Below are 6883 nucleotides of genomic sequence, written 5' to 3'. Positions count from 1 at the left end.
CGTTGTCACAGGACGTGACGAACTTGGGCCCACACGACGTGGGTCAGATCGGCGTTGTCACAGGACGTGACGAACTTAGCCGATCATCCTTATTACTTTCTCCGTACGATAAGTCAACATCGATTCACCAAGGTTCATCGTGTTTCCTTTACACGTTTGTGACATGAAATTTTAACAAGGAAGAAAATCGACGTAGTTAAAATTTCTAGGTGAAAGTACCACGGCAACTAAGCTTCTGTCTGCGCCTGACGGCTTGCCAATCAGCAAGTTTGGTTAATCGTACTGCGGGCTCAGTCCAGTCCCTTCGTTGCTATATGGGCGCTTGCGCTTTTGTCTAACTTTTTTGGTTAAAGTTTCATGATTTAGGCGACACTATCAAAAGAGTATGACGAAAGGAAGAGGGTATTGATGAGAAAGTATCGTGTTTTAATCGTCGGATTCTTATTGTTATGGGTATTAACAAGTTGTAATAGTCAAAATCGATCGATGTTTGAAATTGAAATGTACAATCCAGATGGGGATTCACTTGGTACCGCGAAACTTAGTGAACAGCCGGATGAAGTGAAGATTAAACTATCACTAACGGGGCTTGAACCTGGACTACATGGCATACATATCCATGAATTTCCGAAATGTGAGGGACCTGATTTTATATCCGCAGGAAGTCACTTTAATCCTGATGGAAAAGAGCATGGAGCGATGAATCCAAAAGGACAGCACAAAGGAGATATGCCAAATATTGAAGCAGATCCCGATGGAATGGTCGAAGCTGAAGTGAGTGTGAAAGGTGCAACATTAATGGATGGTAAATACTCTTTACTAAAGGATGAAGGAACATCCCTGGTTATCCACGAAGGACCAGACGATGGTTTATCGCAACCAGCTGGAGATGCTGGACCTCGGGTTGCTTGTGGTATTATTCAGCTGGAAGAAGCGGCTGAAAAGAACCCACCTTCTGATCCAACTAAAGGTGGAAAAGAAAAGAAAAAAGAAGAAGGATAAAGGTTTAAATAAAAAATCCTACCAAGCCAGGTAGGATTTTTTATTTTGGGCGTCCCTAATTCTGACTTGTCAAAATCAAAGGACCCTCCTTCGTGATTGCTATGGTATGTTCATATTGAGCTGACCATTTTCCATCAATTGTTCTTGCAGTCCATCCATTATCATCTTTTTGTGAATGCCATGTCCCCATATTTACCATTGGTTCTATGGTCAAGACCATTCCTTCTTTAAGACGAGCACCAGTTCCAGGTTGGCCGAAATGAAAAATGTTTGGGTCTTCATGGATAGTAGGGCCTATGCCATGTCCGGTAAAATCTCGAACAACTGAAAACCCTTCCTCTTCTACGTAAGATTGGATAGCATGCCCGATATCTCCTAGGCGATTTCCCACAAGGGCTACATCAATCGATCTTTTCAATGATTCATGAGTTACATTTAATAATTTTTCTACTTCTGGATCGACTGTGCCAACCCTATAAGTCCATGCAGAGTCTGCAAGTGCACCATTTAAATTCACAACCATGTCGATTGTAACAATATCCCCATCTTGTAAGGCTTCGTCTCTCGGAAACCCATGGCAAATTTCGTCATTAACACATGCACAAGTGGCGTAAGGATATCCATGAAATCCTTTTTGTTCAGGTGTAGCCCCGTGTTTCTCTAGGTATTCCTCAACAAATGTATTGATTTCTAGGGTTGTAATACCTGGTTGGATACGTTTCGCAATTTCTTTATGGCATGAAGCTAAAAGTTTTCCGGCTTCATGCATCATTTCAATTTCTCGTTTACTTTTTCGAGTGATCATACGTCTCCTCCTATCAAAAAAAGTCCTCCACTATTGTATGAGGAGGACCAATGAATATTGACTTATCTAGCGTTAGTAGCATTTACAATGCGGTTGATTCCTTCTTCTAGTGTTTCAGGAGGACATGCGATATTAATTCTCATGAAGCCCTCACCATCTTCACCGAATGAAGCTCCGTCATTCAACCCTACTTTTGCACCTTCTACAAACCATTGCTTTAAATCGGAATGAGATAAACCCATTTCTCTGCAATCAAGCCATACAAGATAAGTGCCTTCAGGTTCGATTACTTTTATAGTTTCTGTTTCTGAATGAAGGCGTTCCATCAGACGATCTTTGTTGCTTTTTATTACCTGAATGAGCTCTTCCAACCATTGTCCTCCGTGTTCATATGCTGCTTCCATGGCTGTAATCCCCATAGTATTTAGCATATTTAAACCTTGTAATCCGAATTGTTCATTCACTGCTTCACGCATCTTCTTATCCGGTGTAATGACATAAGAAGCTTGCAACCCGGCTAAGTTAAATGTTTTGGAAGGTGCCATACATGTGATTGTATTTGCTTCGATATCTTTAGACAATGAAGCAATCGGGATATGCTTATATCCAGGGTAGACTAGGTCTGAATGGATCTCGTCAGAAATAATTAAAACATCATGCTTCATGCATAAATCAGCCATTTTTTGTAGTTCATCCTTTTGCCAAACTCGGCCAACAGGATTATGAGGATTACACAGAATGAAAGCTTTTACTCCGGAAGCTAATTTCTCCTCTAGGTCTTTAAAATCAATTTCGTAACGTCCATTTTCAATTTGAAGAGGATTCTTAACAAGTGTTCTATTGTGTTTGTTCACCACTTGGAAAAATGGAGGATAAACTGGTGTTTGAATAAGAACTTTATCCTCTTCTGAAGTTAATGCCTCAATAATGGTATGTAACGTTGGTACTACACCAGGGCTGTATGTAAGCCAGTCTTTTTCAATCTCCCAATCATGTTTAGACTTCAGCCAATTTTGAATGGTTTCATTTACTTTTTGGTCTGTGAGAGTATATCCGAAAATGCCGTGCTCAGCTCTCTTAATAAGCGCATTTTTTACAGCTTCAGGTACTTCAAAATCCATGTCAGCAACCCACATAGGAAGTACTTCTTCACTATTGAATAATTTCTTTCTCCAATCCCACTTTACTGATCTTGTACTTAAACGATTTGTTACCTTTTGGAATTTTGACATTTCAAAAACCTCCTACATGTCTTTCCTTACATCATACAAAAAGATTTGCTGAAACAGAAATAACACGAATTATAAAAATGAAAAAACTACCCTTTAAACGGTAGCTTTCTCCTTAGGTTTACAAAAATCCTTAATTTCTTCAGTAAGAATGAGCGGTATCTCTTCAGGTAATAAGTGACCTATTTTTTCGTAAGTTACAAGTGTTGCGGTTGGTAGGTCCTTTATAAGCTTGTGCCCAAGTGATACAGGTAAAACTTTATCTTCTTCTCCCCAAAGAACCAAGCACTCTGCTTTTATGTGTTGTAAGTCTTCAGAAGGGAGGTCTCCTTCTCGATCACGAATCATTTTAGTCAGGCAGTAAAATATCTCCTTCTTTAAAAAAGGTCGCATATAGCCTTTTATCATATCCTTATCGACAACATGAGGATCATATACACAATCCAACAAAGCTCCATATACCCCTTTTCGGTGAAAATATCTTTTCAAGACATACCAAAATGCTGGTGTTTTACTAGCCATTCGCATAAAAGAATTAAATTTCTTAACATAGGTGGAAGGGGCAAATAAGATGAGCTTATCAATTCGCTCTGGATACAAGTGAGCGGTTAATAAAGCAATTTGTCCACCCATCGAATGTCCACCTATTGAAGCGGTGGAGATATTGTGTTGATCCAAAAGCTCGATAATAATACGAGCAAAGTTACGATAAGAAAAGTCGTAAGCGCAAACTTTGTCACTGTCACCAAAAGGAGGATAATCAAAAACGAAGATATCAAAGTGCTCGGCTAGCTCAGGTATCATATAACGATAACAAAACTTCGAAGACAAGAATCCATGTACTAAAACAAGAGCAGGTTTAGCGCTGGAGGAGGTTGAGTAATAATTATAGGAAATATTGATTCCCTCATGGTTTAGCCACTGTTCCTCTTGATGGATCGTTTCCACGTTTCTGTACCTCCCTTTCTCAAGTTGTTGATGTGATTTGGTTTCTTTGGTTTTAGACATTTACGTGAAAAGTTAAACCATAGGGTAGTTTTATTTGAGGTATCTTTAGTTTTTGCGTAATTCAAAGATTCATACAAAATGGGAGGTTAAGCATAAAAAAAAGCAAAGCGTTTGTCGACGCTTTGCCTCACAGGGGGAATACGAGAAAGTCTTACGTTACTATGTATTGCCAAGCTATAAGGAAATTAAACCTCAAACTCTAATTTTTTTACGAAAAATTTTATAGGATCAGATTTTTTTTCATAAGAAAATTGTAAAACCACTATGAATTAAGGGGTTAATTGTCATTTTCTTCATTTTGCTTGCGTGAGGTAATTATGATAAAATAACATATTGTGTGAAAAGAAACGAATATATAATTAATATTGGGAGTTGTTCAGCATGGCAAAGTTTGAAACAGGTCAAGTATTGGAAGGAAAAGTAACAGGTATCCAGCCTTATGGTGCCTTTGTTGCATTAGATGAAGAAGTACAAGGTTTAGTACACATTTCAGAGGTTACACATGGCTTTGTTAAGGATATTAACGAGCACTTAAATATTGGTGACGAAGTTAAGGTTAAAATCTTAAATATCGATGAAGAGAAAGGAAAGTATTCGCTTTCCATTCGCGCTACAGAAGAAGCACCAAAGCAACAACCAAAACAACAACAACAGCAGCGTAAGCCTCAGCAAAACCAACAGGTTCAACATCAAGATGATGACCAGTCTGGTTTCAATACGCTAAAAGATAAATTAGACGAGTGGATTAACCAGTCTAAAGAGCGTGAAAACACGTACCGTAAATAATGAAAATGTCCGATCTTATTAGATCGGACATTTTTTTATTATTCAGATTGTACATAACTAGCCATGGGGTCTTACGCTTCTGGTTCTGGGTGATCAGACATTTCTTCACTAGGTTTGAATAGAAGACCAATGTTGATTAGACCACTGATACCAACAAGTGTATAGATTACGCGTGCGAATGCTCCGCTTTGTTCTCCGCCACCAAATAATGCTGCTACTAAATCAAACTGAAACAAGCCAATAAGTCCCCAGTTAACAGCTCCAACAATGACTAACAAAAGAGCAATGCGTTGAAGAGTACTCATGTACCTATTCCTCCTTAGTTTAAAATTGATTCGGTTATAGGTTGAGTTGTTTTGCTGATTTTATACACTTGGAAAATTCAATTTCCTGCTGAAAGATTTACCAACAGACTCTTCTCATTGCATATCTTTTGAAACCGAAAAGAATTTTGGACATAATAAGACGGTGGAGTTAGACATCGAAAGGAGAATTACGTTGGAACCATTTGTATATCACAACCCGACAAAATTAATTTTTGGTAAGGGTCAACTAGAAAAATTAACTGAAGAAATTCCTTCACATGTTCAAAATGTATTATTAGTATATGGAGGCGGCAGTATTAAGAAGAGCGGCCTTTATGACCAAGTGATCGATAAATTAAGTAGCTTAAACCTGAATGTAAAAGAGCTTGCAGGTGTAGAGCCAAACCCAAGATTGTCTACAGTTCATAAAGGAGTAGAACTATGCAAAGAGCATAACATCGACTTCCTTCTAGCTGTTGGTGGAGGTTCTGTGATCGATGCTACAAAAACGATTGCTGCTGGTGCTAAATACGAAGGAGATGCTTGGGATTTAGTAACACGTAAAGCTACACCTCAAGAAGCATTACCGTTTGGAACAGTTCTTACATTAGCGGCAACTGGATCTGAAATGAACGCAGGGTCCGTTATTACAAATTGGGAAACAAACGAGAAGTATGGTTGGGGTGCAGCACCTTTAACCAATCCTACATTCTCTATCCTTGATCCGGTAAACACAATGACTGTTCCACGTGATCAAACGATTTACGGTATGGTGGACATGATGAGTCACTTATTTGAACAATATTTCCACCAACCTACAAATGCACCCGTACAAGACCGAATGATTGAAGGAGTCTTAAAAACTGTTATTGAGACTGCTCCAAAGCTATTGGAAGATCTTGAATCGTTTGAGCACCGCGAGACGATCATGTATGCTGGTACAATTGCATTAAACGGTTCTCTGCAAATGGGTTACCGCGGAGATTGGGCAACGCACAATATTGAGCATGCTGTTTCTGCTGTATATGATATTCCTCACGCAGGTGGCTTAGCGATTTTATTCCCAAGTTGGATGAAGCATAATGTGGATCATAATACTGAGCGCTTTAAACAATTAGCTGTTCGAGTGTTTGATGTAGAAGAAGAAGGTAAGAGTGACAGAGAAGTAGCGCTAGAAGGTATCGAAAAACTTCGCGCTTTCTGGACGAGCCTTGGTGCACCAGAACGTTTAGCTGATTATGATATTGATGATAGCCAGTTAGATCTAATGATTGACCGTGCTATGAAACGTGGACCATTTGGCAACTTTAGAAAACTTGAACACGATGATGTTGAAGCGATCTTAAAAATGTCTTTATAAGAATAGAGAACAGGCTGGGGATGCTCAGCCTGTTTTTTTATTCAGCAATCTGGCAGGATTGTGGAATAAGGCTTAGAGTGGTTCCGTTGCCAAATTGAGAGCGGGTGGGCTGGGAAATGGGTTGCTTTCCTGCGGACGAACTATCGAGCCTCCTCATCCGCTATTCGCTCCTTGCGGGGTCTCGCTAGCCCGTTTTTCCGCTGGAGTCAACCCATTTCCCAGCCCACCTTAGCCGAATGGTGAATAACGGAACCGCAGCTATCGTAAGGTTTTCTGATGTAGATTATGGGGGTGAGTCATATATGCACCAAAGTGATCTAAAGCCTTATATGTAGAGCTAAAATACAGTTTCCTTAAGCAAGAGATAAAATGATCTCAGCCATGGGTC

7 protein-coding genes are annotated in these 6883 nt (G+C 39.4%); 3 read left to right on the top strand and 4 right to left on the bottom strand.

Translation table 11 applies throughout. The features are described from left to right. Positions 1-408: 408 nt before the first annotated feature. Positions 409-1002, top strand: a complete 594-nt coding sequence (locus H514_RS0104645; RefSeq protein WP_027445909.1) for a superoxide dismutase family protein — start codon at positions 409-411, stop codon at positions 1000-1002. Positions 1003-1057: 55 nt separating this feature from the next. Here the strand turns inward: H514_RS0104645 and map are convergent, their stop codons facing one another. The 3 genes from map to H514_RS0104630 form a co-directional block, all read right to left on the bottom strand. Further along, a complete protein-coding gene (map, locus tag H514_RS0104640; RefSeq protein ID WP_027445908.1) occupies positions 1058-1807 on the bottom strand; it encodes a type I methionyl aminopeptidase in 750 nt (249 codons plus the stop codon). Between the two features lie 62 nt (positions 1808-1869). Continuing rightward, on the bottom strand, positions 1870-3039 hold the full coding sequence (locus tag H514_RS0104635; protein ID WP_027445907.1) for a MalY/PatB family protein: 1170 nt from the start codon (positions 3037-3039) through the stop codon (positions 1870-1872). Between the two features lie 93 nt (positions 3040-3132). Further along, positions 3133-3984, bottom strand: a complete 852-nt coding sequence (locus H514_RS0104630) for an alpha/beta fold hydrolase (protein ID WP_051255032.1) — start codon at positions 3982-3984, stop codon at positions 3133-3135. Between the two features lie 441 nt (positions 3985-4425). On the opposite strand from H514_RS0104630, the gene yugI reads away from it, so the two are divergent. Then, complete coding sequence (yugI, locus tag H514_RS0104625; protein WP_027445905.1) at positions 4426-4830, top strand: S1 domain-containing post-transcriptional regulator GSP13; 405 nt, start codon at positions 4426-4428, stop codon at positions 4828-4830. 71 nt (positions 4831-4901) lie between these two features. On the opposite strand, the gene H514_RS0104620 is transcribed toward yugI, so the two are convergent. After that, entirely contained in the window at positions 4902-5135 is a 234-nt protein-coding gene (locus tag H514_RS0104620; RefSeq protein WP_027445904.1) for a DUF378 domain-containing protein, read from the bottom strand. A gap of 193 nt (positions 5136-5328) precedes the next feature. Here H514_RS0104620 and H514_RS0104615 point away from each other — a divergent pair, with 193 nt between their 5' ends. Beyond that, positions 5329-6495: an iron-containing alcohol dehydrogenase gene (locus H514_RS0104615; protein WP_027445903.1), complete on the top strand. Its 1167-nt coding sequence runs from the start codon at positions 5329-5331 to the stop codon at positions 6493-6495. Positions 6496-6883: the final 388 nt, after the last annotated feature.

Source organism: Pontibacillus marinus BH030004 = DSM 16465 (genome assembly GCF_000425225.1).
GTDB classification, from domain to species: Bacteria; Bacillota; Bacilli; order Bacillales; family BH030062; genus Pontibacillus; species Pontibacillus marinus.
Note: the sequence above shows the minus strand (reverse complement) of the source record. Positions and strands in the feature narration are given on the sequence as shown.

Coding starts and splice junctions, on each gene's coding strand:
- H514_RS0104645 (WP_027445909.1), top strand. CDS start 409: ATGAGAAAGTATCGTGTTTTAATCGTCGGATTCTTATTGTTATGGGTA.
- map (WP_027445908.1), bottom strand. CDS start 1,807: ATGATCACTCGAAAAAGTAAACGAGAAATTGAAATGATGCATGAAGCC.
- H514_RS0104635 (WP_027445907.1), bottom strand. CDS start 3,039: ATGTCAAAATTCCAAAAGGTAACAAATCGTTTAAGTACAAGATCAGTA.
- yugI (WP_027445905.1), top strand. CDS start 4,426: ATGGCAAAGTTTGAAACAGGTCAAGTATTGGAAGGAAAAGTAACAGGT.
- H514_RS0104620 (WP_027445904.1), bottom strand. CDS start 5,135: ATGAGTACTCTTCAACGCATTGCTCTTTTGTTAGTCATTGTTGGAGCT.